Below are 25,831 nucleotides of genomic sequence, written 5' to 3'. Positions count from 1 at the left end.
GAGGTACACGCCGTCGCCCAGCGGATTCGAGAGCCGCACTCGCCGACGCTGCCCGCGGGATGGCACAGCACCGCGGCCTTCGAGCCGGACCTGGCCGGACAGCTGGACCGGTCGACGGTACGCGCGGACCAGCAGCCAGAGACCGGCTGGGCACACATCGGCGCAGGGCCTGGAATCAGCGCCGAGGCGGCCAGCCGCTTCGTTCGTACGCGTAAAGCCGCTACCGCGCCCGCCGCCAGGGCCGGGTAAGAGCGATGCAACCGCCCGTGGGCCCTGCCGTCGAAGCCGGCCTCGGTGGGGAGCGCCTGGAAGCCCTCATGGCCGACCTGGTGCGCGAGACCGGCGCATCGGCCGGCCTGCTCTACCTCCTGCCGCCCGGAGGACGGCTGCTGCGGCTCGCGCTGCTGTCCGGCGTCTCCCGGCAGATCGCCGCACCCTGGGCGCGTGTCTACGCGGAGGCAACGACCCCGGTCACGGACGCCATGCGCCAGCGGCGCCTGGTGTGGCTGGCCAGCCAGGAGGAAGTGGCCCGCCGCTACCCGCAGCTGGGCATCGTGCTGCCGTACGACTTCATGCTCGCCGCGGCCCCCATCGCCGGCGGCGCCCTGGTGTGGGGCGGCATCGCGCTGCTGTGGCCCGTCTGGCACCCGCCGCAGCTCAGCCCGGACGAACGCGAGGCGATCACGGCATTCTGCGGGCAAGCGGCAGCTCTCCTCGAGCAGGCCGCCGACCACGGCCGTCCGCTTCTGCCACCCGAGGAGCCTCGCATTCTCCCCTCGCGGCTCGAAGAGGCCGACCCCGCCCAGGCCATGGCCGCACTCGGCTTCACCGAACGTCTTCCCGTCGGCTGCTGCGCACTCGACCTCGACGGCCGGCTCACCTTCATCAACTCCGCAGGCTCCGACCTCGTGAGCGCCGGCGCCGCCTCCCTCCTGGGCAACCGCCCCTGGGAAGTGCTGCCGTGGCTGAACGATCCGCTCTGCGAAGACCGCTACAGGGCGGCCGTGATCACCCGCCAGCCCACCTTCTTCACCGCCGTACGTCCCCCGGACACACCGCTCCTCTTCCAGCTCTATCCCGGTGAGAACGGCATCAGCGTCCACATCACACTCGCCACGCACACCCCGCAAGAGGTCGCCACGCCCCAGCAGGCTTCACCGTCCAGCGAACCGGTCGGAGCGGTCGCGCTGTACCACCTGACCCACCTGGCGGCCGTTCTCGCCGAGGCGGTAGGCGTCCATGACGTGGTCGAACTCGTCGCCGACCAGATCGTGCCCGCCTTCGGCCCCCAGGGCCTGGCCCTCATGACCGTCGAGGAAGGCCGACTGCACGTCCTCGGCCACCGCGGCTACAGCGCCGAGTTCATCGCCCGCTTCGACGCTACGCCCCTGGCCTCGCGCACCCCGACCGCGCGTGTCCTGGCCACCGGCGAACCCGCCTTCTTCCCCACCTTCGCCGACTTCCAGCGCGCCTACCCCGACGCGCCCCGCTACGAGGGCAGGAACGCCTGGGCCTTCCTGCCCCTGACCACCTCCGGCCGGCTCATCGGCTCTCTCGTCCTCTCCTACGACCGGCCCCGGTCCTTCCCTCCGGGCGAGCGCGCGATCCTCACCTCCCTGGCCGGGCTGAGCGCGCAAGCCCTGGACCGCGCCCGCCTCTACGACGCCAAGCACGCCCTCGCCCACACGCTTCAGACCAGCCTGCTGCCCCACGCTCTGCCCCACATCCCCGGCTTGGACGTCGCCGCCCGCTACCTGCCCGCCGGCCACGGCATGGACATCGGCGGCGACTTCTACGACCTCATCCGGGGCACCGCCATCACGGCGGCCATCGGCGACGTCCAGGGCCACAACACCAGCGCCGCCGCTCTCATGGGACAGGTCCGCACCGCCGTCCACGCCCACGCCACCGCCGGCACGCTCCCCGGCGAACTCCTCGCCCGTACCAATCGCCTCCTCACCGACCTCGACGCCGGGCTGTTCACCAGCTGTCTGATCGCCCGGCTCGACCTCGCACACCACCGCGCCAGCCTCGCCACCGCCGGACACCCCCCGCCCCTGCTCCGCCACCCCGACGGACGCACCGAAGTCCTCCGCCTGCCGCCCGGACTGCTGCTCGGCATCGACCCCGGCGCCGACGACTACCCCACCACCGAGATCGCCCTCCCACCCGGCGCCGTGCTCGCCCTGTACACCGACGGACTCGTGGAGATCCCCGGCGTCGACATCGACGACACCACCGACGCCCTTGCCCAGCAGCTCGCACAGGCTCAGAGCCAGGACCTGGACCACATCGCCGACGCCCTCGTCCGCCACGCCGAGCGGTCCGCGCCCCGCCACGACGACATCGCCCTCCTCCTCATCCGCCCGCAGGAGAACGGCGACTGAACGCCTGGACCGCAGCGGACCGGTGTCTCGCACGACTGACTGTCCGTGTACGCATCGGCTCCATTGAACCTTTCTCAGTTCGCGCCTGCGGACTGGGAATCCTTTCCATCAGATAGGTAACAGCCCGTGGAACGAAGGGGGTTCGGCGATCCTGGAGTGGTGAGGATGCTTTACTGGCTTCCATGACGCGGCGCGAGCCGGCCGTCTCATCGCTCCGTTACCCCGGGGGCGCTGAGGCTCTGAGCGTCGGGCGGCCGGGCCCACGAGGACCGCCGCTCGACTCGCGGACCGCATGGAACGACCAGATCGCCGTCGGTCCTGCGGCCGAGGTCGGCCTGACCTCCCACGGAGCACCGCCCACCGGTCGCGACTCCGCGCCTGGCCGGCAAGCCTTTCCAGCCGGTGACGCACATGCACAAGAGAAGAGGCCCACGGGTGGCTGGGACGCGCAGAGAGTCCGGAAATCTTCCTGCGGAGACGACGAGCTTCGTCGGCCGACGCGCCGAGTTGTCGCGTGCCCGGCAACTGCTGTCGCGCACAAGGCTGTTGACCCTCACGGGCCCGGGCGGCATGGGCAAGAGCCGGCTCGCCTTGAGGCTGGCGGCGCAGGTACGACGGTCCTTCCCCGACGGCGTCTGGCTGGCAGACCTCGCCGCGGTCGAGAAGGAAGAGCTGCTCGCGCACACGGTGCTGGCGGCCTTCGAACCGAACCACGACATGGGCAGCCCGCCGCTGGCCGCACTGAGCGCTCACCTTCGCGACAGACGCGTCCTGCTGGTGCTCGACAACTGCGAACATCTGCTGCACTCCTGTGCAGTCCTGGCCGACACGCTGCTCGCGGCCGCACCGGGCCTGCATATCCTCGCCACCAGTCGCCAGGCTCTGGGCGTCGCGGGAGAGTGCCTGCTGACAGTGCCCCCGCTCGCCGCCCCCGACCCGGACGACCCCAGGCCGGTCGATCAGGCCGGGCAAGCCGGGCTCAGCGACGCGCTGGACCTGTTCGCCGACCGGGCTGCCGCGTCGCTGGGAGAGTGCGCTCCCCCTCAGTACGGCAGGACGGCCGCCCTGATCTGCCGTCGCCTCGACGGCATTCCGCTGGCCATCGAGCTGGCCGCCGCCCGGCTGCGGGTACTGACCTGCGAGCAGATCCTGGAACGGCTGGGCGCCCGGTTCGAGCTGCTGGCCGGGGGGAGCAGAGCCGCCCTGCCCCGCCAGCAGACCATGCGCGCGGCCCTCGACTGGAGCTTCGATCTCTGCGCCCCCAAGGAGCAACTGCTCTGGGCCAGACTCTCCGTCTTCCCCGGCGCCTTCGACTTGGAGGCGATCGAGTCGGTGTGCACCGGATCCGGCCTCGCCGCGCAGGAGGTCTTCGACCTCGTGGCGGGCCTGGTGGACAAGTCCGTGCTGGTCCGAGAGGAGCAGCACGCCCGGTACCGCATGCTGGAAACCCTCCGCCAGTACGGCTGCCTGAAGCTGACCGACGAGGCTGCCCGGGAGCTGCGCCGCCGCCACCGCGACTACTACCAGGCGCTCGTACTGCGAGCCGAGACCCAGTGGTTCACCGGAGCGCAGACGGCTTGGTTCGCCCGCCTGCACCAGGAGCGGCCCAATCTCCGCACCGCACTCGACTACTGCCTGACCGAACCTGGCGAGGCCCAAGCCGGTCTGGAGACAGCCGGATCGCTGTGGTGCCACCGCCTCGGCGCGGGCAGCCTGGAGGAAGAGCGGCACTGGCTGGGCCGGGCGCTCGCATCGGACGCCACGCCCAGCCTCGCCAGACTCAAGGCCCTGTGGGCCGACGGATGGCTGGCTCTCCTGCGCGGCGACACTGCCTCGGCACACGTCCGGCTCGCGGACTGCCGGACGTTGGCGCAGGCTCTCGACGACCCGCTGGCGCAGGCGTACGCCGAACAGTTCGACGCTCTGACCGCCCTTTTCCAGGACGACTTCGCGCGCGCCATCCCTGTCTTCGAGCGAGCCCTCGCCCTGTACCGCGACCACGGGGACATCGGCGACACCTGGGCCACCCTGTACCTGCTCAGCCTGGCCTGCTGCCTTGCCGCCGACCCCCGCGCCGCAGCCCTCGGCAAGGAGTGCCTGGAGCTGTGCGACGCCCACGGCGCTCAGTGGTCCCGCGCGTTCACCCTGTGGCTCCTCGGACTCCAGAGCTGGCTGAACGGAGACACTCTGCACACCGTCAGACACCTCCAGGAGAGCCTGAGCACCGGCCAGCCCGCGTTCAACGGGCTGGCCGTGGCCCAGTGCCTGGAAGTGCTGGCCTGGACGCGCGCGAGCGACGGGGACGGCGCGCAGGCTGCGGAGCTGCTGGGCGCGGCGCAGAACGCCTGGGAGAAGGTCGGTGCCATACTGCCCGGTGTCGGACGCCTGCTCCACCATCGCGCGGAGTGCGAGGCTCTGCTCCGGGAGACCCTGGGCGAGGAGGGCTTCACCGCCCATATGCGGTCGGGCGCCGCCTTGACCATGGAGCAGGCCATCGCGCGCGCACTCAACAAGCCTCCCGCGCCACCCGCCCCTCCGGAGCACGATCCGGCGACCGTGCTCACTCCTCGCGAGCGCCAAGTCGTCCTTCTGGTCGCTCGAGGCCTGACCGACAAGCAGATCGCGGCCCAGCTCGTCATCTCGCCGCGCACCGCGCAGGGACACGTCCAGCGCATCCTGGCCAAGCTGGGGTTCACGACCCGCACCCAGATCGCCACCTGGGCGCAGGAGCACATTCCCCGCCTCTGATTCTCCCGGCCGCCCCGAACAGACCGCCCCGGCCGGCGGGGAGTTTCGAGGGTTCGTCGGAACGCGCCCCCGAACGGCTCTTCGGCGCTTGGGGGCGGCTTCCGAGACCGTGAGCTTCCGCGCCCTGTCGTCCCGTGGTCTCCAAGGGCCAGCGGTGGCCGGCGTGCAGGCGAGGAAGGCGGTCTTGGGCTCCAAGCGTGGGGCTTGAGCACTCTGGACGGCAGCGCAGAATTACCTGCTCGGATACCTGCGTGCCTGCATGTCTGCGTACCTGCGTCCGCGCGATGCTCACGGCCGAAGAGCGGCCAGGCAAGCGGCAACGCGCCGGACCTTCCTCATCGCCTCATCACGGCAGGTCGGCGATGGCAGTGCCCGAAGGAAGCTGGAGCCCGGGAGGCAGCGTCTGCAGGCCGAACCGGGGAGGACGGGTGAAGTCGGCTGCTTGAGAGAAGTCGACGGCGCCGCCGCTGAAGCGAGCGGCCGACACCGTTCGGTAGATCGAAGGGATGTGGTGATCACCGAAGTTCACCGTGCTGCCGGTGAAGGTCGCCCCGCTGAAGTCGACGCGGCCGTCGGAGAACTCAGCGTCCTCGAAGAGGATCTCGCCCGCCGCGAAGGCAGCGTCGCGGAAGTCTACTTGTGCGCCGGTGAAGAGGGCACTGTCGAACGTGACCCAGCCGCCGCTGAAGACGGCACGGTTGAAGCGGACGGAGCCGCTGCGGAATTCGGCGAGGCGGAAGTAGACGTGGCTGCCCTCGGCGAAGTCGACGTCGTCGAAGATGACCTGGTCTCTGCCGTGGGCGACGAAGAGCGTCTGGGCGAACACGATCTCGCCGCCGGTGAAACGGGCGCCGCGGAAGCTGGCCACGTCGATCACAGCACCGGCGAAGTCGAGGTCGTAGCCCTGCCAGGATTCAGGGGCGTCGTCGCGCAAGTGGGCGCCGATGAGGTGCAGGACGGTCTCACGGACCTTCCGCTCGCGTTGCCAGGCCGTCAGCGTCTGCTCGTCGGTGGGTGGGTCGGGCGCGTGTGGCATGCGCAGATAGCCGCACAGCACGTCGACGCACATCTGCCGTTCCTGCGGCCACTCATCGGCGAGCCGTGCCATCGCGTACGCGCCAGCCATGCGTACAGCCGGCTGGTCGGCTCCGAGTTGCTCGGCAGCCGCGCCGAATCGGTCGATCAGCGCCTTCTCGTACTCCCGGGCGTCGGCGGTCTCATTGAGATGCTGGCGCCGGTAGGCGACCACAAGGGCTACTACGCCGCCGGTTCCGGCCACGACAGCTAATGCGATCTTGATCGCGTCGTATGCGTCGCCGGGTTTGAGCGGTCCGGCTACCTGCACGTGTGGCGCCCCCAGTGCCAGCCACAGCAGTCCCAAGACGGCGAACGCTGCGGCCACGGCCAGCACCAGCACTGTGGCGACATGCAGGCCCAGCGGCCAGCGCATGACGCCGCGCGGAGTCAGCCTCGAATTTCTCTCAGCCGCAGTCAAGATCGATCCTCCGACGAGACGACCCAGTCGGCGATCACGGAGTCCAAGACGACTGCGGCCTCAGCGCCGCGAGGAAGCGACCTCGTCACGCCCTCCCCCTCTCCCGCTGATGGCCAGCGTGACGTATGAACGACACGCCCACCAGAGGGCCGGCACCGCCGCCGGCAGGTTCGGACCCTGGCACCGGATCGCGCCACAGCCAGGCCGTCTACCTGGACGGATGCGTCCCAGAAAGGCCGTCGCGCGAAATCTGGTTCGACGCACGCCGTCAGTGCCGTAGAGTTGTGTTCACCGACGCGGGGTGGAGCAGCTCGGTAGCTCGCTGGGCTCATAACCCAGAGGTCGTAGGTTCAAATCCTGCCCCCGCTACTCATGACGACATTGGGCCCCGCGCGAAGGCGCGGGGCCCGATGTCGTATGGCGACCGGCCCTCCGCGATCATCGCGCTGGCCCGCGTACGCGCAGAGCGCATGTCCCAGAGGCACGGTGAGCCGTACAAGCGACGCCTGCGGCCGCCGTACGGGTGGCGTCGACCGGACGCCTGCCGAAAAAAGCCGGGCGGCGGCAAAGAGGCGTGCTGTGCTGCCTACACGGCTCGACGGCCGTAGGCGGACTGGCCTGACACGTGGTGCCGGTCTGCCGGACAGCGAAGGAGGACTGATGTCTCGTCTCCAAGACAGCCAGCGAACCGGAAGCATCATCCTGGCCCTGCTCTGCGCAGTGGTCTTGTGTCAGGCAGCACCGACCCATACCGCCGAAGCGGCCGCCCACTCTTCCAGACCTCGCGCCAACTGGGACGCGATCGCCCAGTGCGAGTCGGGTGGCAACTGGCGTGCCAACACAGGCAATGGGCACTACGGCGGTCTGCAGTTCACCCAGTCGAGCTGGGAGGCCGCGGGTGGCCGTCGGTACGCTCCCCGAGCCGACCTGGCCACGAAATCGGAGCAGATCGCCACCGCCAGGAGGCTGGCCAGGCTGCAGGGTATGGGTGCTTGGACCTGCGCCCGTCGATAGGGAACAGGCAGGCGGCCTCGCCGGCGGGGTCAGGTGGGCCGCCTTGGAGGGCATCGACCCGCTCCACAATGCGCATGACCACGGCGTCGCCCGTCGCTTGACCGGGTCCTGTGGAGCGTGTCCTCGACGGCCGCCTGACGGCTGTCCGTGACGATCCGCGCCGACATGGCATCCGGAGCGCCTGCCGACCGGCGCGCAGTCCGCCGCCGGCGCGGTCGTCACGGCGGCAGGCCACCTGCATGCGACCACTCCCCGGCCCCGCCCGGGAAGCGGTCGGCCCGCAGCTCGATGGACATGACTCAGTCGAGTTCAGGTCGCGGTTCCCGCTGCCGCGCTGGTGCGGCTTCCGCGTCTCGGCCGGCGAACTGCCGGACCACGACCCGTTTGGACGGCGGAGCAAGAGCCGCTGGACGGGGTGTCGCTCGATACCGTCCTGGCAGGGCACTTCGGAGCTACCGGCGTGCAGTGGGAAGGGCGTCCAGTGCTGATCCAGGCGATCGGGGCCGTGCTGCCGGCGGCGCTCGCCGTGGCGCTCAGCCCATTCCCGCTGATCGGCGTCGTGCTGCTGCTGGCCGGGCGGCACGGCCGCCGCAACGGCGCGCTGTTCGCCCTCGGCTGGGTCCTCGGACTTGCGATCGTGGCCACGCTCATCGTGGGGGTGTTCGGCGGCGCCGACGACCCCGACAGCGCGTCGTCGGCGATCGCCGACTGGGGGCGGGTGTTCGCCGGAGCCGCGCTCATCGTCCTCGGGGTGCGCAAATGGCGGCTGCGGCCACGGGCCGGCGACGAGGTCGAGGCGCCGCGCTGGATGGCTCAGCTGGACGGCGCGTCGGCCGGGCGGGCGTTGGGTCTCGGTGTGCTGCTGTCGGGCGCCAATCCGAAGAACTTCGTGCTGACCGCGTCGGCCGCCACGTCGGCCGTTGAAGCCGACGCCCACAACGGCGACCTTGCGGTGGCCATCGCCGTCTTCGTGCTCCTCGGTTCCTGCACGGTCATCGGCGCCGTCGTCGTCCAACTCGTCGGCGGACAGCGTGCGGCGTCGTTCCTCGACAGCGTGCGGCAGTTCATGGTCGCCAACAGCACCGTGATCATGGTGATCGTGCTTGTCCTCCTGGGCGCCAGCGTCCTCGGCGACGGGCTCACCGGACTCGGCCGGTGACACGGTCGCTCAGCGGCGGCTCAAGGGTGAGTAATCAGGCCGAGCAGGTACGTCCCCCCTGAGCAGGAGGCGCCCCGGCGCTTGCCGGAACCCGCCATCCGCGATGCCGAGAAGGTCGACGGGATCGTCCTCGTGGAGCTGTAGTGGCAGGGGCGGCAGGATTCGAACCTGCGGCGTGCGGGTTTGGAATCCGCTGCTCTGGCCGGGCTGAGCTACGCCCCTTCGTGAGATGAGCTTGCCATCGCCGGAGTCCAGTTCGCCACGGGATTTCGTCGTGGGCGCCGCTACCTGCTATCCGGCCCTTTCGCTGCCGAGGACCTCATCGCGGCCGGGGACCGCCGGGTCTCACGGCTGCCTTCCCGGCACGCTGGCCGGCACCACCATCATCCGCTGGTACTCCCCCGGCCGGTACGGCTCGCCCACCGGGAGGCCGTCGACCTCCACCCAGGCGTGTGCGCGGAACGGCGCGGTGCGCACTCCTGTGCACCAGTCCGGCCAGACCCCGCGCATCCGGCACAGCAGCGCTGTGGCCACGGAACGCTGAAGACAGCCCTCCCCGGCGCAGCGCGCGCTGACCGCGACGACGGCCTCGCGGGCGGCGAACGCCTGCCGGGTGGTGGCGGGGGCGGCCCCGCGCCGGACCACGGACAGGACGCGGCGGATGCGGTGCGGCTTGAGGGCGACGATCAGCCGGGCGGCGGCCGTGGCGAGGAGGGCGGCGGGACGGCGGCGCAGGGACAGGCGGCCGCGGGCGGCGGGCACCATCGACTGGCTCACGCGGGCACCACCAGCCGGGCCTCGATCAGCGCACGCGTGATGGAGGCCGTGTCGGCGCCGGCGCGCTCGGCGGTGAGCCGGGGGTAGGCGTCGCACAGCGCGCGTGCCGTGTCCGGTGGTTCCGCGCCGTCGATGAGGCTGCGCAGGACGAGCGCCGCGGTGCGGTTGAGCTGCCAGTAGCGGCCGCTGATCTCGTCGAGCAACACCATGCCGTCCTCTGTGTCCGTCGCGCAGACGTCGCCTCGCAGGGTCAGGCTCACGGCGCTCCTTCAGTGATCGCGGTCGTCGGCGGGCGGGTGTGGGCGGGGCGGGCACGGAGCCAGATCTCGCTGCCGAGGGTGGAGCTGAGGGAGCGCAGCCCCTCCGGCGTGGGGTGCACCCCGAGCAGCGACGCATGGACCGCGGCGTCGTCGATCAGTCCGGCCCGGGCGAGCCACGAGCCGTCGAAGAGCTCGACCAGGGCGGCGCGGTTGTGGCGCAGACTGACGTGGAAGTCCGTGCTGTACTCGCCCTTGGTCTGCCGCCGCCGGACCTCGTCGGGCACGATGCCGCGCATCGCCTCGGCGAGCACCGGCTTGTACCGGCCGGGCGTGCTGCGCTCGGCCACGCGGATGGCCAGGGCCGCCTCGACGACCTGGTCGTCGAGGTAGGGGGCGGCCTGCCCCAGGCCGCTGCGGGAGGTCACCTGATCCAGTTGCCGCAGGCCGCGCCCACCGATCCGTACGCACGCGAGCGCCGTGTGCTGTCCGCGCTCGGGCGCGAGCGGCTCGGCGCTCTCGGCGGCTTCCCGGAGCAGGCTCTGCACGGCCAAGGCCGCGTCCCGGGTCGCCCACGGCGGCATGCGCAGGTCCACCCCCCACGCCGTCGAGGGGGCTCTGCGGACCAGGGCGGCCGAGGAAGGCGCGGCGGCGGTCAGGCTCTGTGCCCATGCGGCCAGCCATTGGCCGAACGTCCTGCGGTCGGCGAGCTGGCGCAGCAGTTGCCCGAGCGGCCAGTGCTGGGAGGCGCGTTGCGTACGGATACGGGCATACGCCGCCAGCGGACGGCGCCGGACGTAGTCGTGCAGGTGCGGGGGGAACGTGCTGAACAGCTCGTCTCCGCCGCCTCCCATCAGGTGCAGGCGTGATCCCCGGCTTGTCATCAGGCGGCACAGCGCCGCCATCCTTGCTCCGTCGCGCACCCAGGGTCCCGGCTCGTCGGTGGGGACGGCGTCGCCGGCGAGAGACGTCAAGTCGCTGTACCAGAGGGGCCATTGGTCGCGAGCGGGTGTGACGTGCTCGCTGCCGGGCAGGCGGGCGAGGGCGCGCGCGGCCCACGCCGCGTCGTCGTTCTCCGGGTCGAGGCTCTGCCAGCGCAGCGTCACCAGCCTCGCTTGGTCCGGCCGGGTCCGCTCCTGCTCCCGGGCGGCGAGGAAGCACAGGCTCGTGGAGTCCAGACCGCCCGTCAGATCCGCGCTCACCGTGCCCCCGCCGGCGGTGCAGGCGCCCACCGCGGCGGTCAGCGCCGCGCGCACCGCGGGCACTCCTTCCCGCCATGCGCGCTGCGGCTCCGGCGGGGTCCACCACCGCTGGGTCCTCGCCCGCCCGTCCCCGTCGAGGAGCAGACAGTCGAAGGACGGCAGGGCTCGCACGCCCTGCCAGACACAGAGGTCGTCCAGCGGATACGGAAGCGGCGAGGCGAGCAGGTGAGCGGCCAGGAGCCGTTCGTCAGGCGCCGCTCCGATCACAGCGGCGAGCCGGTCCGACCGGTCTGCGGCCACCGACACTCCGCCCAGCTGCGCGTAGAAGAGCCGCCGCACCCCGGACGCGCTCCCCCTGGCCCGGACCGAGCCCTCGACGGAGGCGAGGAGGTGGAAGCTCCCGGTCAGACCGTGGGCGACCCGCTCCACGTCCCCGATGTCGCGCAGTCGCCCCGCCCGCGCGGACAGATCCTCGACGGTGACCGGGCAGCGCCCGATCACCGCGACTCGCCGCGCCCCCGCCGCGCCCACCGTCACCAGCCCGTCCGGCCAACTGCCCAGCAGCCACGGCCGACCGGAGTGGTGAGCGATGGTCTCGGTGGCCCAGGGGCGCAGGAGCCGCGCCGCGGCCACGCCGGATTCACCGTCCGGAAGGATCGTGAACCACACATCACCGCTCATGGCACGTCACCCGTCATGTGCTGTCGGCCTCGGGCTCAGCTGGGGCCGAGGTACCACTCGTAGGGCGGGAACCCGCCCTCGTAGTACGCGCCCAGGGCCTCGCCGCGGGTCAGCTCGGCGAAGTCGCCGACCTCCACCATGGCCGGTGGTTCGTACACGTCGTCGTACTGCATGACGGTCCTCCCATGCTTCCGCTGACGGCGTGGAACCCCACGCCGCTGCGGAAAGTGCCCACGGCATTTCGGCACTACGCCATCCTGCGGCATCTCCCACCCGATGGAGTGATTTCTCCCTCCCGGGCCACCGCCCGCCGCGGGCAGCTCCCGTGGTGCTGAGGCGTGCGCTCCGGCGCTGCGCCGGCTGGGTGCCGGTGTGGTCAGGGGCAGGGGTTGCGAGCCTGTGGAGGCCCGCGCCGTGGCCCGACCTCGAGGAAGCCTGGTGCCGCGCGTGCGGGTCCTCAGGGCTCGTCAGCTGGCGCTCATCCCCCGGTCGGGCCACTGCGACGTCTCATCGCGCATCGCATTGATCTTTCGCGACGCCTTGAGGAACGCGTAGTCGGCGCCGCCGTCGAGCGGGCGTCCCCTGCGGCTCTCCCGGTCCATCACGAGGCGCCGCGGCATGTCGTCGAGATCGGAGCCGAAGGCGTACTCGACCCAGCCGTCCGACTCGGCGACCTTGCGGAAGTAGACGAGCGAGGCCATGGCGCTTACCCGGATTCCTTGTTGCGGGGACGGCGACGAACCGGTGCGCTCGCTGCCCTATGACATGACGGCCAGGGACCGGTCCCTCCAGGCTAAGGCGTGTCCCGTTCACCTGATCACGGCGCCACCAGGACAGATGAGTACGCGGACTCAGGCCTCCTGCGAGCCGCAGCGAGATGATGAAGATCACCTCGCCGTGCAGAACACAGGAGTTACGTGCTCAGCCGTATAGCCGCCGCCATCGTCCCCTCGCTCGGCCGCCTGACGACGTCGACCGATCTGGTCGCCGTCCCGGCTCCCGGCATCCTCGTCGCCAACCACACATCACTGGCGGACCCCGGCATCGTGCTGGCCGCCCTTCGCCGTATGGACATCGAACCCGTCGTCCTCGCCACCGCCGGACTGTGGCGCATCCCCGTCCTGCGACACCTCCTGGACCGCGACGGCCACGTCCCCGTCTTCCGCCGCACCGCCCACGCAGCCGACGCCCTGGACACAGCCGCGGCAGCGCTCGAGGCGGGTCGTCACGTGCTCGTCTACGGCGAGGGGCGCATACCGCCCCGCAAGGACGCCGCCGAAGCCGCCCCCGCCTCCTTCCGCAGCGGCCCTGCTCGGCTCGCCACCGCCACCGGCGCCCCCATCATCCCGATCGGCCAGGCCGGAGCTCGCCGGGTCGCCTCCGGCAGCCTCGCCAAGCAGGTCGCGGGACTCCTCACGGCCCCCGCACGCCGTCCCTTCCTGCACGTCCATGTCGGCGCTCCGCTGCACCTGCCCGCCGAGATCGCGACGGCGACCGCGACCGCACACCAGGCCGTCACCGCTGCCTGGCGCACCGCCGCCCGGCGCCTGGGCGAACCCGCCGCGCGTACTCCTTCCGCAAGAACCGGAGTTCGGGATCGACCGGCCTGAAGGCACCGGGCAGTGGCCACCAGGTACGGCAGGCTCTCCGTCCGCCACGAGGCGACGGTGCTGGTCGCAGCCGTGAACGAGCGGCTGTGACCAGCACCGTCGCAACGCCCCTCAGACGACGTCGAATTCGTTGCCCTCGGGGTCCTGCAGGGCCGCGGCGTAGAGCCCCATGTCCGGCTCGTCCTTGATCCCCAGCACGGTGGCGCCGGCTTTGACCAGCCGTTCCACCGTGGCCGTGACCCGCTGTGCGCGGACGTCCAGCGGGACGTCACGGCCCCCGCCGACCTTCAGGTCGAAGTGCCACCGGTTCTTGGCGACCTTCGGCTCCGGAACCTGCTGGAACCACACCCTCGGTCCACGTCCCGCGGGATCGACGATGGACTCCGGGATGTCCCCGGCGCCAGCCGGCAGCTCTGCCTCGGGCACCCCCGCCGCCGCCCAGTAGGCACGCCACGTGGCGTGCCCGCCCGGCGGCGGCTCAGGAACGTAGCCCAGGGCCTCGGCCCAGAAAGTCACCATCGCCTGCGGATCGGAGCAGTCGATCGTCAGCTGCACTGTCATCTCCATGCTCGGAGCATCCCAGGCGGGTCTGACAGACGGTCCGTGGAGTGCCGGTGGATCAGCTGCGGTTCCACTTCTGGCCGGGCTCCGTCGGACTGGCGCAGGCCTGGAGGACAAGGCCGGCGATGGGGTTCTTGTCGGCGGCTCTGGTGTCCAGGCCCAGGCACAGTCGGGACTGCACGCCTCGGATGGTCCCGTCGGGGTCGAAGGTCCACTGCTGGTTCGAGGCGCCGCACTCCATCATGGTGACGGGAGTGCCGCGTCCGACATTGCCGGAGGCGCCCAGGCACTTGCCCGCGCTGGTGAGCTCCTTGCGCGAGGTGACGCTCCACACCTGGTTGTAGGGGCGCTGGGCGGTGTAGCAGAGTTGGGCGACCGCACTCCCCGGGTTCGAGGTCCACTGTCCTGCGGCACTGTCGAGGCACCGTCCCGAAGCCTGGTTCACCAGCATGAACTCAGCCGGTTCGGAAGGCCGACTCGGTGCCGGAGCCGTTTCGGGGGCAGAGGGCGAGTCGTCGGGCGGTTCGGGAGTCCCAGGCGCCGGTTGATGTGGCGTGATGGGACCGTACACCTCCAGTTCGTAGATGCTCGAGGTGTTGTTGTTCGTCTTGTCGGTGGGCTGGGTGATGGCCAGCTTGACGTAGCGCGCCGTCACGGGCGAGCTGAGCGTGTGGTGGGTGCGGCTGTCCCTCGAGCCGGACACTGTCGCGGCGGGAGTGAAGTCGGCGCCGTCGGTGCTCGTCTGGATCGTGAAGGCCTTGGTGTTCAACTCGGTGTTCTCGGCGCCGAGACCCGCGTGCTTGACCACGAACGACGACACCGTCTGCGGTGTGCCCAGGTCGACCTGGAGGTAGCTGGCCGACTCGGTCGAGCACCACTTGGTGGTGAGGTCCCCGTCGGTGGCCTTGTCCGGGCTCTGGTCCTTGCCGCACGGCGCCGAGCCACTGGCCGTCCCCTCTCGGGCCAGGTTCGGACCGAGGTCCGCCGCAGCGGGCGGCTGGGGATTCTCGGCGGTGAAGCCGTCGTTGAACGAGGGCGGCACGTCGTCAGGACCAGTTCCCCAGGCGCTTGGCGACGCGCCCATGGTGAAGTCGAGCGTGCCTCCGTCGGCGATGTCCTGGTACCGGATGAAGTTGCGGCTCGTCTGGTCGCCCTTGACGGACAGGCGCTGCACATACTGCCCGTCTCCGGCGCCGTTGATCTGGATGTCGCGGTCCCCCGGGCGCTGGACGAGCACCGAGGAGAACAGCGGGCCGTGCAGGGCGAGGGTGTCCGCGCCCGGGGTGGCCGGGTACATCCCCAGGGCAGCCCATACGTACCAGGCGGAGGTGGCGCCCAGGTCGTCGTTGCCGGGCAGGCCGCCCGCACCGGTGGTGAACTCGTTCATGATCCGTCGCACCACGGCACTCGTGCCCGCGGGCTTGGCGGCGAAGTTGTACGCCCACGGCACATGGTGCTCGGGCTCGTTGCCGATGTAGAAGTACGGATTCGAGATGCCGGCGTTGAGCTTGGTGAAGTGCTGGTCGAGACGCTGGATCGCGGTCGCGCGGCCGCCCATGAGGTCGAACAGGGACCGGTAGTCGAAGGGGACCATCCAGGTGTACTGCGAGGCGTTGCCTTCGGTGAAGCCATGGTGGCCGGCCGGGTCGAGCGGCCAGACCCAGTCCCCCTCCTTGTAGCGTGGCTGGACGTAGCCGGACGCTGGGTTGAAGACGTTGGTCCATTTCTGCGCGCGCTGGAGGAGGGCGCTGGAGTCGCCGTCCTTCAGCGCCTTGGCGAACTGGCCGATGGCGAAGTCCGACGCCGCGTACTCCAGCGATGTCGACGGCTGACGGGGAATGAAGCCGTGGGTCTCGTAGGCAACCGAGTCGTCCCGGATCTTTCTGCCGGGGAACCAGGAGTAGGAGTCCGGCCAATTCTCCGTGTCCGGCCGCGGTTCCGCGTAGGAGGCGCCCCCTGCGTTCTCCTTCATCAGCTTGAGCGCCTCTGCCGTGTCGAAGTCGCGGACGCCGAACGCGTAGGCGCTGGAGATCACAATCGGCCCTGGGTCGCCCGGCATGGTGTACGTCTCGGTGTTCTGCTGCGACCAGCGGGGCAGCAGACCGCCCTGCTGCCCGCCGAGAATCATGGACTTGACGATGTCTGTCATGACGTCGGGTGCGATGAGCGAGGTGAGCGCGGCCCAGGACCGGTAGACGTCCCATCCGGAGTAGTTCTGGTACACGGCCGACATACCGCTGGGGACCGTGTGGACCTTGCCGTCGAAGCCCATGTACCGGGCGCCCACGTCCTTGCCGTCGGCGTCCTTGTACCCGAGATCGCTGGCCGTGTTGGGGCTCTGCATCACGTGGTACAGCGCCGTGTAGAACTTCCTCAGATCGGTGGCGGAGCCGCCGGTGGCCTGAACGCTGTTGAGCTTGGTGTTCCAGGCGAGCAGAGCCGCCTGCTCCACCGTGTCGAAGGTGGACTGGTCGGGCTGTTCCTGGGCCAGGTTCTGCCGGGCGCCGTCGATGCTCACGAACGACAGGCCCGTCTTCAGGGTGACCGGCCTCCCGCTGCCCGCGTCGAAGGTGAGGAAGCCGCCGCTGTCGGCGCCCTCGCTCGTCAGCCGGCCGCTGGTCGCCTGGCTGACCTTGCCGCCCTCCCAGGCGCCGAACCCGGTGGGCGGACGGTCGAACTTCATCACGAAGAAGATGCGGAACGCGTTGGCCTTCTCACCCGCGGGCGTGCAGAAGTCGCCGCCCGTCGTCCAGCCCGACACCTCGTCGCCGCTGACGGTCGTGCGCGCGAAGCCGGTGCCGCCGGTGGCGTTGCCACTGGTGTTGAGCAGAACCCGCGCGGCGCCGGCTGAGGAGGGGAAAGTCAGCCTCGCCGCGCCGGTGCGCTGGGTGGCGCTGAGCTCCACCTTGGTGGCGTCGCCCAGGATGGTCCGGTAGTAGCCGGGGTGTGCGATCTCGTTGGACTTCTCCGACGCGAAGCGGGACCAGTTCTCCCCTGGTGAGTTCGTGGAGTCGACGGACGCGGTGGTGGGCATGATCCCGAGGTTCTCGTTGTTGGCGCAGCCGGCGCCGTCGAAGTGGGTCATGCTGAACTGGTCGATGTTCGGGTCGCTCTTGCGGTACCCCGACGGCTTGGCGTCGGGGGTGTCCGGGCTGAACTGAACCATTCCGTACGGGTAGACCGCCCCCGGATACGTACTGCCGCCGGCGCCGTCGGGCACCGGGTCGGGCGATGTGCTGTCGTCGGTGCCGATGAACGGGTCGACGTACTGCGTCAGGTTGAGCGGCTCCGCGTGGGCGCGCCCGTCGAGCATCGGCGAGAGGACGACGCCGAACGTCGCTGCGCACAGGGCCAGGACGAGGAGAATCACGTGTCGGCGCCGGGCATGCCGGCCGCCGGGTCTTATGCGCGGTGGTTGGCTGATGTGTGCCGTGGTCATGGCGGATCCCTTCGGATACTTTGCCGTTCCGAACGAGCGCGGCCTGGTGTCTCCAAGGGCGGCCGCCCGCCCGGGGAGAGACGGGACGGCTGGCTCGCGGTGCGCCGACGCGAACATGACTCCCGCTCGCCTGCGCCGTGACAGTCAGCCCGCTACGGGAACCATCGGATCAGCACGCCAGGTTGCGGAACCGTCAAATTACCTGCCTCTGTACCCGCTTCGGCTCCTCGCGCCAGGGGCCCGAGCGACGGGGGCGGAGCGCGGTCTCTTCCGGGCGATGAGGGAACGCCCCACGGTTCGGTGCGGAGCCTTGGACCCGATGGGGGCATCGGGCGGCGCCGAGAGCGCGGCGCCCTGCTGCCGTTCGCCGTCCATGGGCTCCGCAACGGCGGCATCGTCGATCCAGCGGCGGCGGCTCCAGCCGGGAGCACGAGGCCGTCGCCCCCTCCCCGGGGCCGCTAGTCTGATGAACGGCGGCCCGTCTCCGTGGCCGGGGCGGACGGCCGGTGCGCTGTCGAGGGAGGTCCCATGCGTGTGGCACGCCTGCTCGCCGTCGCGCTCGCCCTGGTGCTGCTGCCGACGGCGTGCACGGGGAGCGACACGCCGAATCGACCGTCCGGTGAGATCAGGGTGGCCACCGGCAATCCGGGCGGCGTCTACGCGGAGTACGGGGCCGGCTACGCCGACGTCATCAGCCGTCGGCTGCCCGACGCCTCGGCGCGGGTGCTGCACACCGGCGGGAGCGTGGACAACCTGCGCCAGGTGGACACCGGCCGGGCACAGGCGGGGTTCACCCTGGCCGACGCCGCTGCCGACGCCGTCGCCGGGCGCGCGCCCTTCTCCCGGCCGCTGCACGTGACGGCGCTCGCGGCCCTGTACGACAACTATGTGCAGCTGGTGGTCCGCGCGGACAGCCCGGTGCGCAGCACCAAGGCGCTGCGGGGGCTGCGCGTCTCCGTGGGCGCCGAGGGCTCGGGCACGGCGCTGATCGCCGAACGCATCCTGAAGGTCTCCGGGCTCTCCCCCGAGAAGGACCTGACCTCGCTGCGACTGGACGTGCGCGAGTCCGCGACCGCGCTGGCGGCCGACCGGATCGACGCGTTCTTCTGGAGCGGCGGCCTGCCGACGGGAGCGATCACCGACCTTCGCCGCAGCACCGAGATCCGGCTGGTCGACCTCGGCGACGTGGTCGGGGAGCTCACCCGGTCCTACGGCGAGCTGTACACCGAGACCACGGTGCCTGCCGTGGTCTACGGCGCGCGGAGCGCGGTGACCACGGTGAGCGTGCCGAACTTCCTGGTCGTGCGCCGCGACATGCCGGACTCAGAGGCGTACTGGCTGACCCGATTGCTGTTCGAGGGGCAGTCGAAGCTGATACGCGCCCACCCGGAGGCCCGCCGCCTCGACCGGCGCACGGCCATCGCCACGCATCCGCTGGAACTCCACCCGGGCGCCGCCCGCTGGTACCGCGAGTCGCACCCCTGAGGCACTGGTCAGGGGATGGCGGGGGGCTCGGGGGCGGCAGGCAGACGTACGGTCGCGGTCAGTCCGTGCGGCCGAGCCGCCGCAAGGCGCAGCTCGCCGCCGCCCGCCTCCACCAGCATCCGGGTGAGTGCGAGTCCAAGGCCCGTCCCCCGGACGTTCTGGTGCCGTGTGCTGCGCCAGAACCTCCCTCCCGCCTGGGACAGTTCCTCCGCGGACAGCCCGGAGCCCCTGTCGCGGACCGTCACCTCCACCGCGCCCTGTGTCGCGCCCGCCCGGCCGCTGCCCGGCGAGGCCGGGCCGCCGTCGCCGCGGCCGCCCGGGACACGCGTCACCGAGACGTCCACCGGAGCGCCGTCTCCGAACTTGAGGGCGTTGTCGAGCAGGGTGTCCAGGGTGTGGTCGAGACAGTCGGGCAGGGACAGGGCGCCCACCCCTTCGGGTATCCGCGTCGTGAGAGCGACGCCCTCCGCGTCGTAGGCCGCCCGCCATGCCTCGGCGCGGTGGGCGACCACGGCCGAGACGTCGACGGGCCTGCGCTCCGCCTCGGACGCCTCCGCCCTCGCCATCTCCAGCAGCCGGTCGAGCATCTCGCCGAACCGGTCGGCCTCCTCCACCGCGCACTGCAGTTCGTACAGACCGCGCGGGTCGTCCACGAACTCCTCCAGATTCTCCACCCGCAGACGGAGCGCCGTCAGCGGGTTGCGCAGCTGGTGGGAGGCCTGCGCCACGAAGGCCCGCTGCTGCTCCTGGGAGGCGTGCATGCTCTCCGCCATCGCGTTGAAGCTGTGGGCCAGGCGGCGCAGCTCGGGAGCCCCGACCCGGTCCGAGACATGGGTCTTGAGCCGTCCCAGGGCGACTTCGTGCGTAGCGCGGTCCAGCTCGTGGACCGGGCGCAGCACCCAGCGGACCACCGGGGTCGCGACCGCGATCAGGACGACGACGAGCGCCGCGAGGCTGCCGAGCACGACGAGGGCCAGATGGTCCGCTACCTCGGAGCGCGCCCGGTCGGTGGGCGAGACGATCAGCACGGCGCCGAGCACGCGCCCGTCCCGCTTGACGGCCTCGGCCTGGACGAACGGGCGGTCCTCCCACGGCCATACGACGCTCGGCTGTTCGGCGGGCCGGTCGGCCAAGCCCTGCAGCAGCGCCGAGCGCACCTCCGGCGTCTCGAGGTCCACGGGGCGCGAGGCGACGACGACCTCGCGGTCGGCGTCGACCACCACCACGCGAGAGTCGTACAGGCCGGTGTAGCGGTCGGCGGCGGCCTTGAGCCGGCCCGTCCGCCCTGTCTCCAGGGCGGTGGCGGCCATGTCGGCGAACCAGGCGCTGTCCTGGACGCGTCCGATGAACGAGGTCTGGATCGCGCGTTCCGCGGTGGCTCGCACCAGGGGCACGCTGAGGGCGACGATCAGGCCCGCGACGAGGGCGCAGACGATGACGAGGAGTCGGCGGCGCATCGCGTGCTCAGCAGCCGGCCGCCGCGGGCGGCGGGGCGGCGCCCGAAGCCGCGGCGTCCGAGACGGCGAGGCGGTATCCGAAGCCGCGGACGGTCCGCACGAGGCATCCCGTGCGCCCCAGCTTGCCACGCAGGGTAGCCACATGAACGTCGAGCGTGCGCGACATCCCGTCGTACGTCGACTGCCACACCTCGACCAGGATGCGGTCACGGGCGACCGCCGCGCCGCCGGCGCGCACCAGCACGGCCAGGATGTCGTACTCCTTGCGGGTCAGGGGCACGGGCTTCCCGTCCACGGCGACCGTGCGCCGTGCGAGGTCGATCTCGAGGCCGTCGAGGGTGAGGAGCAGGTCCTCGTTCGTGCGCCGGCCCATGCTGCGCCGGAGCACGGCTTCGATCCGGGCGAGCAGCTCCGCGGTGCCGAAGGGCTTCACCACGTAGTCGTCCGCGCCGCTGCGCAGGCCCCGGACCCGGTCGGGCTCGCCTCCCCGGGCCGTCACCGCGATCACGGGGACGCCGCCGCGGGCCCGCAGCTCCCGGCAGACCTCGATGCCGTCCCGGTCCGGCAGGCCCAGGTCGAGCAGGACGAGGTCGACCGGCGGCGCGGAGAGGGCCTGGGCGGCGTTGGCGGCGCGCTGTACTTCGTACCCGTTGCGGCGCAGGGCGCCGGACAGGGCTTCGGCGACACGGTTGTCGTCTTCGACGACCAATATGCGCAACGCGGCCTCCCGGTGCTTCGCTCGCCCGCTCCCGCGTCCCAGGGGGCGCATGTATGCGGGCCGCTACGGTCCTGAGCCTTCGAGACGAGCGTAGAAGTGATCCGGATCACTGAATCCTAAACCTACGTTAAGAGCGAGGACGTTCTCTGTTGCCTTCTTGTGACGGCTGCGACGGTCTGAGGCACAGCACACCGCAGTGCCCAGTCCGAGGAGGCCCCTCATGAGCATGGTGACGTCACCGTCCGAACCAGGGCAGCGAACAGCCGACGAGCTGGTGGCCGAGTTCGACCAGGAGCGGCCGGCCCGCAAGCTCTCCCCGGCGGTGTCCGCAGCCGTGTCCGTGGTGTGCGCCGCGCTGTCGGTCTTCGTGCTGTATGCGATCTTCTTCCCGATCGCCAAGGGCAGCCAGTACTACCTCACGCTGTTCCTCGCCTCGACGCTGCCGCTGATCTTCCTGACCCACCGCGGAACGGTGCGGGCGCCGGCGCTGCTGCTGCCGTGGCGCCGGGGCAGGACGCCGGCCGCGAAGGCCGCGCGTCACGACAACCCCGGCTGGTTCGACTGGCTGCTGGCCGTGTGCGCCGTCGCCGTGTGCCTCTACCCGCTGCTGGAGTTCGACGCCTTCATCGAGCGGCGCCAGCTGCCCACGTCCCTCGACGTGGTCATGGGGGTCGCCATGATCCTGGTGGTCCTGGAGGCGTGCCGGCGGACCACCGGCTGGGTGCTCCCGGCGTTCTGCGCGGCGTTCCTGCTCTACGCGTACTACGGCGGGCTGCTCCCCTACCAGTGGTCGCTGGCGCACGGCGGCTTCGACGTCGACGCGATCGCCGCGCACTTCTTCATGAGCACGGACGGCGTCTACGGCGTGCCGTTGAACGTGGCCGCCACCTACATCGTGCTGTTCACCATCTTCGGCGCCGTGCTCGACATCTCCGGGGCCGGCAAGTTCTTCATCGACCTGTCGTTCGCGGCCTTCCGCGGCTCCCGCAGCGCCCCCGGGCGCACCGTGACGGCCGCGGGTTTCCTGCTCGGCACCGTGTCCGGCTCCGGCACCGCCACGGCGGTCAGCCTGGGGTCGGTCGCCTGGCCCGTGCTGCGCCGGGCCGGCTACAGCAAGGAGCAGGGCGGCGGGGTGCTGGCAGCCGCCGGCATCGGGGCGATCCTCTCCCCGCCCACGCTGGGCGCGGCGGCGTTCATCATCGCCGAGTACCTCAAGGCGAGCTATCTGACCGTCCTGCTGTACGCCCTGGTGCCCACGCTGCTGTACTACCTGGGCATCCTCCTCGCAGTGGAGATCGACGCCCGCAAGCACCAGGCCCGCCCGGTGGTGGACGAGGAGCACACCTCGGCGCTGAGGCTGCTGGGCCGCTTCGGCTACCACTTCCTGTCGCTCTTCATGATCGTCGGCTTCATGGCGATGGGACTGCCCCCGTTCCGGGCGGTGGTCTACGCCACCGCGCTGCAGTTCCTGCTGTCGTTCCTCGACGCACGGCACAGGATGACGCCGCGGCGCCTGTACCGGGCGCTCGCCGAGGGCAGCAGGTCGGTTCTTCCGGTCGTCGCCACCTGCGCCGCGGCGGGCGTCATCGTCGCCGTCGTCACCCAGACCGGCCTGGGCCTCAACCTGGCCTCGGTCATCGTCGACGCGGCCGGCGTGTTCGGCGACAACCCGACCGTGGAACTGGTGCTGACCGTGCTCTTCGCGGCGGTCGCGGTGTCCGTGCTGGGGCTCGCGGTACCGGTCACCGCCTCGTTCATCATCGCCGCGGTCATCATCGCGCCCGCGCTGCTCTCCCTCGGAGTGAGCACCCCCGAGGCGTACATGTTCATCTTCTACTACGCGGTGCTGTCCGAGGTGAGCCCGCCGACAGCGCTCGCGGCGGCCGCCGCGGCCGCCATCACCGGCGGCAACCCGATGCGCACCATGGTCGCGACCTGGAAGTACTCGCTGCCCGCGTTCCTGGTGCCGTTCGCCTTCGTGCTCACCGACAACGGCTCCCAACTGCTGGGCACGGGAAGCCTGGTCGGCGTCCTGTGGACGACCGCGGTCTCCGCCGTCGCGGTCGCCGCGCTGGCGGCGGCCACCGGCGGCCGGCTGCTCGGCCCGGCAGGGCCGTTGGAACGCGCGCTGTGCGTCGTCGCGGCGCTCTGCCTCCTCTACCTCGAACCCGCCGCGATCGCCGCGGGGCTCGTCGCACTCGTACTCGCCGTCGGCGTGCGCCTGGTGCGCCGCAGGCAGCACGCCCCTGCGGTCGGCGCCGCAGATCAGGGCCGTCAAGCGGAAGCCGTCACGGAAGGACACCTCCCCTCATGAAGCACCCAATGCGCGCCGCACGCCTGGCCGCCTCCGCTCTCGTCGTGGCACTCGCCGCGACCGCCTGCGGCGGCGGGAAGCAGAACAACGCCCGAGACGCGGGAAGCGGAAAGGGAGGTCGGCTCACCATCGCCACCGGGCCCACCACAGGCGTCTACTACCAGATCGGCGGCGGACTGGCGAAACTGATCTCGGACAACATCGACGGATACCGGGCCACCGCCGCCACCACCGGCGCATCCGTGCAGAACATCCAGGGCCTCGAGGCCGGCAGCTACGATCTCGCGTTCTCCCTGCTGGACACCGCGGGGGACGCCGCCGAGGGCAAGGGAGGCTTCGATAAGCCGCAGGCCGTCGAAGCCCTCACCCGCCTGTACCCCAACTACACCCAGGTAGTGGTCCGCGCCGACTCCGGCATCGAGTCCCTTCAGGACCTGAAGGGCAAGAAGGTCTCCACCGGCGCCCCCAACTCCGGCACGGAAGTGATCGCCAGACGGCTGCTCACAGCCGCCGGACTGGACCCCGCCAAGGACGTCTCGGCGGAGCGTCTCGCCCTGCCGGAGTCGGTGGACGCCATGAAGGACAGCCGGATCGACGCGATCGTCTGGTCCGGGGGGCTGCCCACCGGCGGCATCACCGACCTCGTCACCAGCCTGAAGGGCGACGTCCGCTTCCTCGACGTCACCGCGCAACTGCCCGCTCTGAACCAGCAGTACGGCGGCATCTACCAGAAGGGCTCCATCCCCGCGTCCGCGTACAAGCAGCCAGCGGCCGTGCCCACGATCGTGGTGCCGAACGTCCTGCTGGTCAAGAAGGGCTTCGACCCCGACCTCGCCGCGAAGATCGTGAACCTGATCTACGAGAAGAAGAGCGACCTGGAGAAGGTGAACGCCGCCGCGACGGAGATCCAGGCCGGCCAGGCGGGCGAAGTGGCCCCCGTGCCGCTGAACCCCGGCGCCGAGGGCGCGCTGAAGGCACTGGCCAAATCCTGAGGCACAGAGGCACAGCTGAGCACCTCCGCACAGACAGGCGACCGGTCCGGTGCGTCAAGCAACCGGACCGGCGCCGCCCCCTCGAACCGGCCGCCCCTTGTCCCAGCACTGGGCGCGCCGGTCCTCTCCCCCGATCCACTGCCCTGGGGCGTCGGCGTTCCCCCGCGATCCGAGCCGGGCCGCTGCCACCCTCCCGTCGAGGACTCTGAACCATGCGCCACGTGAGACCGCCGCTCAGCCGCAGCTTCCCCGTCGCCGCGGAGGAAGGGGCGGTACCGAAAGCCCGCCGGCTGGTCCTGTCCGTGGTGCGCGCCTGGGATCTGCGACTGCCCGACGAGACACTCGAAGAGCTCGCCCTGCTGTCCAGCGAGGTCATCGCCAACGCGGTACGGCACACCACCGGACCGTGCGCCGTCACGGTCGTGTCGACCGGTTCACGGCTGCGCATCGAGGTGACCGACACGGCGCCCGCACTGCCCGCCCCGCGCGGCGAAGCGCTGTACGCGGAGAGCGGCCGGGGCCTGATGCTGGTCGCCTCCCTGGCGGCCGACTGGGGCAGCACGGCCACGGCGACGGGGAAGGCCGTCTGGTTCGAGATAGCACTCCCCCGCCTGCCGCAGGCCCCGGCCCGACCGGCGGGCTGACCGAGCCGCTCGACCAGGACCGGCCTTCACGGGCCGAGGAGCGGCGGGATCGGCCTGTCGGGTGCGGTGGCGGCTGGGCCGTGGGCGCCGCTGAAGACCGCGCTCGAGCCGGAGGGCGCCTGGTTGAGGACCCAGAGGCCGATCAGCACGGCGAGGGCGAAGACGACCGTGGTGAGGACCGCCAGGAGCAGCCGACGTCTGCGTTCCCTGCGCAGCCAGTCGCCGCGGGCGGTGCGATAGGCGTCGGGGGCGGGCTGCACCTGATGTGCGAGGGCTTCCAGGGCCTCGCGGAGCTGCTTCTCGGTACCGGGGGCGCCCGGGGTGGTGCTCATCGCCGTGCCTCCATCGCCTGGGTGAGAGCGGCGAGGCCGCGCGCGGTATGGGTCTTGACCGATCCTGCCGAAATCCCCATCGCCGCGGCGATCTCCTTTTCTTTGAGGCCGAGCCAGTGGCGGAGCACGAGGGCCTCGCGCTGCCGGGCGGGCAGTTGCTGGAGTGCGTCGACCAGCACGCGTTGGTCGTCGCGGAGCAGGGCGGAGTTCTCGGCGGAGGCGACCGGGTCGGCGGCGGGGGCCTGGGCGTGCCGGCGGGCGACTTGGAGGTGGCGTATCCGCATCCGGGTCAGATTGCAGACGGTGGATCGCAGATACGCCTCCGCGGAGTCGGCGTCGCGAAGTCTGCGCCACCTCCGGTAGATCTGGTAGTACGCCTCGGCCACGATGTTCTCGGGGTCGTCGGCGCCCAGCAGCGCGGCGAGGCGGAGCATCGAGGCGTAGTGCTCGTCGAAGAGCCGGGCGACCGCCGCCTCCCGCTCCTGTTCGGCCGGGTCGGCCGACACCTGGCGCGGCAGAGCCTTGTCCGCGGCCGCGCCGGCGTTGCCCAGCGGCTGTC

20 protein-coding genes and 2 tRNA genes are annotated in these 25,831 nt (G+C 71.2%); 10 read left to right on the top strand and 12 right to left on the bottom strand.

Annotated elements, in window-relative coordinates; translation table 11 throughout:
• Nucleotides 1-254 precede the first annotated feature (254 nt).
• Both AB0M39_RS07725 and AB0M39_RS07720 read left to right on the top strand, forming a co-directional pair.
• A complete protein-coding gene (locus tag AB0M39_RS07725; RefSeq protein ID WP_365361277.1) occupies nt 255-2,387 on the top strand; it encodes a SpoIIE family protein phosphatase in 2,133 nt (710 codons plus the stop codon).
• Nucleotides 2,388-2,933: 546 nt separating this feature from the next.
• Nucleotides 2,934-5,135, top strand: a complete 2,202-nt coding sequence (locus AB0M39_RS07720) for a LuxR C-terminal-related transcriptional regulator (RefSeq protein ID WP_365361275.1) — start codon at nt 2,934-2,936, stop codon at nt 5,133-5,135.
• Between the two features lie 346 nt (nt 5,136-5,481).
• Here AB0M39_RS07720 and AB0M39_RS07715 read toward each other — a convergent pair whose 3' ends face one another.
• Entirely contained in the window at nt 5,482-6,630 is a 1,149-nt protein-coding gene (locus AB0M39_RS07715; RefSeq protein WP_365361273.1) for a pentapeptide repeat-containing protein, read from the bottom strand.
• Between the two features lie 295 nt (nt 6,631-6,925).
• Between AB0M39_RS07715 and AB0M39_RS07710 the strand changes: the two genes are divergently transcribed.
• The 3 genes from AB0M39_RS07710 to AB0M39_RS07700 all read left to right on the top strand — a co-directional run bounded on the left by AB0M39_RS07710 (nt 6,926) and on the right by AB0M39_RS07700 (nt 8,803).
• Nucleotides 6,926-6,999 (top strand) — tRNA-Met (locus AB0M39_RS07710).
• Between the two features lie 291 nt (nt 7,000-7,290).
• On the top strand, nt 7,291-7,644 hold the full coding sequence (locus AB0M39_RS07705; RefSeq protein ID WP_365361271.1) for a transglycosylase family protein: 354 nt from the start codon (nt 7,291-7,293) through the stop codon (nt 7,642-7,644).
• A gap of 481 nt (nt 7,645-8,125) precedes the next feature.
• Complete coding sequence (locus AB0M39_RS07700; protein ID WP_365361269.1) at nt 8,126-8,803, top strand: GAP family protein; 678 nt, start codon at nt 8,126-8,128, stop codon at nt 8,801-8,803.
• Between the two features lie 144 nt (nt 8,804-8,947).
• On the opposite strand, the gene AB0M39_RS07695 is transcribed toward AB0M39_RS07700, so the two are convergent.
• The 6 genes from AB0M39_RS07695 to AB0M39_RS07670 all read right to left on the bottom strand — a co-directional run bounded on the left by AB0M39_RS07695 (nt 8,948) and on the right by AB0M39_RS07670 (nt 12,421).
• Nucleotides 8,948-9,025, bottom strand: a tRNA-Trp gene (locus AB0M39_RS07695).
• A 123-nt stretch (nt 9,026-9,148) separates the two neighbouring features.
• Nucleotides 9,149-9,568: a lasso peptide biosynthesis B2 protein gene (locus AB0M39_RS07690; protein ID WP_365361502.1), complete on the bottom strand. Its 420-nt coding sequence runs from the start codon at nt 9,566-9,568 to the stop codon at nt 9,149-9,151.
• Nucleotides 9,569-9,576: 8 nt separating this feature from the next.
• Complete coding sequence (locus AB0M39_RS07685; protein ID WP_365361267.1) at nt 9,577-9,840, bottom strand: lasso peptide biosynthesis PqqD family chaperone; 264 nt, start codon at nt 9,838-9,840, stop codon at nt 9,577-9,579.
• Nucleotides 9,837-11,720, bottom strand: coding sequence for an asparagine synthase-related protein (locus AB0M39_RS07680; protein ID WP_365361265.1), 1,884 nt, complete (start codon nt 11,718-11,720; stop codon nt 9,837-9,839). Before AB0M39_RS07680 ends, AB0M39_RS07685 begins: the two co-directional genes overlap by 4 nt.
• A gap of 35 nt (nt 11,721-11,755) precedes the next feature.
• Nucleotides 11,756-11,893: a lasso RiPP family leader peptide-containing protein gene (locus tag AB0M39_RS07675; RefSeq protein ID WP_365361263.1), complete on the bottom strand. Its 138-nt coding sequence runs from the start codon at nt 11,891-11,893 to the stop codon at nt 11,756-11,758.
• A gap of 294 nt (nt 11,894-12,187) precedes the next feature.
• Entirely contained in the window at nt 12,188-12,421 is a 234-nt protein-coding gene (locus AB0M39_RS07670) for a hypothetical protein (RefSeq protein WP_365361261.1), read from the bottom strand.
• Nucleotides 12,422-12,637: 216 nt separating this feature from the next.
• Here AB0M39_RS07670 and AB0M39_RS07665 point away from each other — a divergent pair, with 216 nt between their 5' ends.
• Nucleotides 12,638-13,330: a lysophospholipid acyltransferase family protein gene (locus AB0M39_RS07665; RefSeq protein ID WP_365361259.1), complete on the top strand. Its 693-nt coding sequence runs from the start codon at nt 12,638-12,640 to the stop codon at nt 13,328-13,330.
• A gap of 111 nt (nt 13,331-13,441) precedes the next feature.
• Here AB0M39_RS07665 and AB0M39_RS07660 read toward each other — a convergent pair whose 3' ends face one another.
• Complete coding sequence (locus AB0M39_RS07660) at nt 13,442-13,897, bottom strand: VOC family protein (RefSeq protein WP_365361257.1); 456 nt, start codon at nt 13,895-13,897, stop codon at nt 13,442-13,444.
• A gap of 52 nt (nt 13,898-13,949) precedes the next feature.
• Nucleotides 13,950-17,261 (bottom strand): GH92 family glycosyl hydrolase, encoded by a 3,312-nt coding sequence (locus tag AB0M39_RS07655; RefSeq protein WP_365361255.1) that lies wholly within the window; start codon nt 17,259-17,261, stop codon nt 13,950-13,952.
• A gap of 597 nt (nt 17,262-17,858) precedes the next feature.
• Between AB0M39_RS07655 and AB0M39_RS07650 the strand changes: the two genes are divergently transcribed.
• Complete coding sequence (locus AB0M39_RS07650) at nt 17,859-18,815, top strand: TAXI family TRAP transporter solute-binding subunit (protein WP_365361253.1); 957 nt, start codon at nt 17,859-17,861, stop codon at nt 18,813-18,815.
• A gap of 8 nt (nt 18,816-18,823) precedes the next feature.
• Here AB0M39_RS07650 and AB0M39_RS07645 read toward each other — a convergent pair whose 3' ends face one another.
• Both AB0M39_RS07645 and AB0M39_RS07640 read right to left on the bottom strand, forming a co-directional pair.
• Nucleotides 18,824-20,272, bottom strand: a complete 1,449-nt coding sequence (locus AB0M39_RS07645; RefSeq protein WP_365361251.1) for a HAMP domain-containing sensor histidine kinase — start codon at nt 20,270-20,272, stop codon at nt 18,824-18,826.
• 7 nt (nt 20,273-20,279) lie between these two features.
• The gene (locus tag AB0M39_RS07640; protein WP_365361249.1) at nt 20,280-20,990 is read right to left on the bottom strand and encodes a response regulator transcription factor; all 711 of its coding nucleotides are present in this window, start codon (nt 20,988-20,990) and stop codon (nt 20,280-20,282) included.
• A gap of 220 nt (nt 20,991-21,210) precedes the next feature.
• Here AB0M39_RS07640 and AB0M39_RS07635 point away from each other — a divergent pair, with 220 nt between their 5' ends.
• From AB0M39_RS07635 to AB0M39_RS07625, 3 genes are all read left to right on the top strand, one after another.
• Complete coding sequence (locus AB0M39_RS07635) at nt 21,211-23,304, top strand: TRAP transporter fused permease subunit (RefSeq protein ID WP_365361247.1); 2,094 nt, start codon at nt 21,211-21,213, stop codon at nt 23,302-23,304.
• Nucleotides 23,301-24,296 (top strand): TAXI family TRAP transporter solute-binding subunit, encoded by a 996-nt coding sequence (locus AB0M39_RS07630; protein ID WP_365361245.1) that lies wholly within the window; start codon nt 23,301-23,303, stop codon nt 24,294-24,296. Before AB0M39_RS07635 ends, AB0M39_RS07630 begins: the two co-directional genes overlap by 4 nt.
• A gap of 212 nt (nt 24,297-24,508) precedes the next feature.
• Nucleotides 24,509-24,940, top strand: a complete 432-nt coding sequence (locus AB0M39_RS07625; RefSeq protein ID WP_365361243.1) for an ATP-binding protein — start codon at nt 24,509-24,511, stop codon at nt 24,938-24,940.
• A 328-nt stretch (nt 24,941-25,268) separates the two neighbouring features.
• On the opposite strand, the gene AB0M39_RS07620 is transcribed toward AB0M39_RS07625, so the two are convergent.
• A complete protein-coding gene (locus AB0M39_RS07620; protein WP_365361500.1) occupies nt 25,269-25,823 on the bottom strand; it encodes a sigma-70 family RNA polymerase sigma factor in 555 nt (184 codons plus the stop codon).
• Nucleotides 25,824-25,831: the final 8 nt, after the last annotated feature.

Origin of the sequence: Streptomyces sp. NPDC051907 (assembly GCF_040681075.1) — a bacterium.
GTDB lineage: Bacteria > Actinomycetota > Actinomycetes > Streptomycetales > Streptomycetaceae > Streptomyces.
This window is presented reverse-complemented; position numbering and strand designations above follow the sequence as displayed.